Annotated in this window: 4 protein-coding genes; all 4 read right to left on the bottom strand. The window is 37.0% G+C overall.

What is annotated here, in order from left to right; genetic code table 11:
- Positions 1–90: 90 nt before the first annotated feature.
- Positions 91–291 carry a hypothetical protein gene (locus NUV40_03965; protein MCR4343025.1) on the bottom strand — a complete coding sequence of 67 codons (201 nt, stop codon included), beginning with the start codon at positions 289–291 and terminating at the stop codon, positions 91–93.
- Entirely contained in the window at positions 276–1,295 is a 1,020-nt protein-coding gene (locus NUV40_03970; GenBank protein MCR4343026.1) for a radical SAM protein, read from the bottom strand. The genes NUV40_03965 and NUV40_03970 overlap by 16 nt, the downstream gene beginning before the upstream one ends.
- Positions 1,296–1,333: 38 nt before the next feature.
- Positions 1,334–1,555 (bottom strand): hypothetical protein, encoded by a 222-nt coding sequence (locus NUV40_03975; GenBank protein ID MCR4343027.1) that lies wholly within the window; start codon positions 1,553–1,555, stop codon positions 1,334–1,336.
- A 182-nt stretch (positions 1,556–1,737) separates the two neighbouring features.
- The coding region (locus tag NUV40_03980) for a hypothetical protein (GenBank protein ID MCR4343028.1) at positions 1,738–2,050 on the bottom strand (313 nt) is incomplete at its 5' end.

Genomic DNA, 2,050 nt, shown 5'->3' on the forward strand with positions numbered 1-2,050 from the left:
CTAAAGTAGTAGGGCCAGGGAAATAAGGCATTAATAATTGTGCCATTTTACCTTTACCGCCGATAATGAGCGTACGTTGTACACCATCTATCATTTCTGTCTCCTGTTCCTTTCTATAATATTTTCAATTACCGTAAAGACAGCAAAACTTTTATTTTTCATTAGTATTAGTCTCATTTGATAGACAAAAAATGACGGCTTATTTCCGGCTAAAGCCTCAATTGATTTTATGTTGCATACATAAGGGAAAAACATCAATTTATTTATAAGCCATCTTAATTTTTCCAACATTGCGGGTCAGCTCCATAAAAATTACCAGTTTTATAGAAAGATATCGCTGGACATCCTCTACAGAAGTATAAAAGAGAACATGATGAGCATTTTGTGAATTTATTAATATTTCTGTATTCCTGAAGAGAATCTGATGTAAATATAGCTAATGCCGATTGTTCAGGAAACTTGCCAATAGGGCTTTCAAAACGACGGCATGCATATACAGTCCCATCTGAGAGGACAGTGAGGCTTGCACGCCCGATATGGCAACCGGAATGGATTTTGTTATCCGGATTATCGGGTGGTGTCCACAAACCACGCTCATAGTAATAGAGATTCCACAGATTATCCTTTTTACTAAGGATGGTCCTGTATCCTCTCTCGTGTGCCTGTTGTTCTTTGTTATAGAGAGTATCAAGCAATTTACGGTAACTATGTGGATTAATTTCCGTATGGGCTTGACGCTTGCTGTCAGGTTCGACCTGTGGTGAAAACCTGGCAAATGCAAACTTGGTGACTTCCAATTTGCAACATAATTCGAATACAGCCGCCAAATCGCAAGCATTCTCCTGGGTAAGGGTAAACATTATGACAACAGGCATATCATTTTTTTTTAGTAACTTTATTGCATCTACCGTTTTCTTAAAACTACCTTTGCCACGACACCAATCATGTTTGTTTTTCATACCGTCAAGGCTCAACTGATAACTTTTAACACCATGGCACTTTAAAAGTCCTATTATCTCATCGGATAGACCGTGAGCATTACCCATCATTTGTACTGGCACGCTTTTCTTATGAAGATACGAAAGGATCTTGAAAAAATCTGGTCTTGCTAAAGGGTCCCCACCAGTCAAATAGAACATTGGCCTGGCGCCAGCCACCTTACACAGTTCGAAAACACTGTCAATTAACCCTATACAGCCTGCCAGAGGGAGCTCATGCGACACCTCCCTCTGATAGACATCAGGACTATTCCAAAGGTAGCAGTGTTTGCAGCGCTGATCACAATGTGATGTCATGTGCCACTGGACCGAAAACCACTTAGTAAGATTTTTTATCATGCGCCACCTGCCGCGCCACATGAACTGTCACCATGGCAATCACTGTCAGGGCAACATTCGGTACCATAGTTGTTTAAAAGAGAATTACTTTTGCCATGATTATTTCCGGATATCTCGCAAACATCCCAATACTCGTATAACGATTTGATCTCGGCTATTCGTTCCTGGTATATTTTGTTTCTCAGTTCTGCTCGCATTGTATTAACCTCTCTTCTCATAAATAATAAAATTATAAAATACTAAACATTGAAATACTATGCATCTCCTTCGCGAAAAATAAGATAAGATAAGATAAGATAAGATAAGATAAGATAAGATAAGATAAGATAAAATAAAATAAAATCAACTTCACTCCTCACCATAATAAGTAGTACATTGTGGGCAAAAAGTGACACTCTTTTTAAATATTTTCAAATTCAAAAAACTTCTTTAGAGCGGCAGCGTGATTCTCCAAAATTTCACTATTTACAATCATATTTTCTATTTCCATTCGTGAAAATAATTTTGCTTTTTTAATTTCACTTTTTATTGCAATTGGATCACCATAGCTATATTCCGCTCGCATAACAATAAAATCATGCCCAACGCTTTTTTCTTTAGAAATAGTTTTTTTAAAAATCACTTCTCCAGGTATTACTACTATTTTGATCTTTCTAAAAACCTTCCGTTTTAACGCTTCTCTTTTACTATCATTTGTTTTTATAGGTCTTCCT

The sequence above is a fragment of the Patescibacteria group bacterium genome, from assembly GCA_024654625.1.
In the GTDB taxonomy this organism is placed as follows: domain Bacteria; phylum Patescibacteriota; class Minisyncoccia.

Excerpts from the sequence above, each read along its gene's own strand:
- NUV40_03975 (MCR4343027.1), bottom strand. The coding sequence starts at position 1,555 with ATGAGAAGAGAGGTTAATACAATGCGAGCAGAACTGAGAAACAAAATA.
- NUV40_03970 (MCR4343026.1), bottom strand. The coding sequence starts at position 1,295 with ATGACATCACATTGTGATCAGCGCTGCAAACACTGCTACCTTTGGAAT.
- NUV40_03965 (MCR4343025.1), bottom strand. The coding sequence starts at position 291 with ATGTTGGAAAAATTAAGATGGCTTATAAATAAATTGATGTTTTTCCCT.